The organism is Vibrio sp. 704, assembly GCF_033339295.1.
Map to the genome: position 1 here is coordinate 1 of NZ_JAWOUH010000910.1, position 541 is coordinate 541.

1 protein-coding gene is annotated in these 541 nt (G+C 45.5%); it reads right to left on the reverse strand.

All coding sequences use genetic code 11. The features are described 5' to 3' along the window. Positions 1-541 (reverse strand): NAD(P)-dependent oxidoreductase (locus tag R7R24_RS29825; RefSeq protein WP_318120604.1); only part of this gene is annotated, 541 nt, incomplete at both ends.

Below are 541 nucleotides of genomic sequence, written 5' to 3' on the forward strand. Positions count from 1 at the left end.
TAATTGTCGGCAAAAATGTCGATCACCTGTTCAGGAAAGCTCAATGCGGCAATGTGTGGCGTGATGGTCACTTGCGGTAACTTCCAAAACGGATGCGCTGGTGGCAGTGGTTCTTGCTCAAACACGTCCAAGAAAGCGTGTTCTACCCAGCGATTCTTGATGGCGAGCAACAAACTGGCTTCATCCAACACATCTCCTCTACCTACATTGAATAATAAAGCTTGGTTGAGATGTTGAAGTGTTTCACGGTTGAGCAAGGCACGAGTATTAGGTGTACTCGGCAACGTATTAACGACAATATCTGCCTTTCTTAAAGCATTTACTAGTTCATTGATGTGGAAGGTTTGTGCAAATTCATCATTGGCTGTTGGAATTCCTGTGCGATTAATACCAATCGTGTTAATCCCCATCGCCTGGGCCGTTTGTGCTAGGCATTTCCCAATGCTACCCGTACCGAGAATCACCATGGTTTTGCTTTGCAGTGATGTGTAGAGATGCGGTTGCCACTGTTTGTTTTGTTGTTGCTGGTGGTAGTGCATAA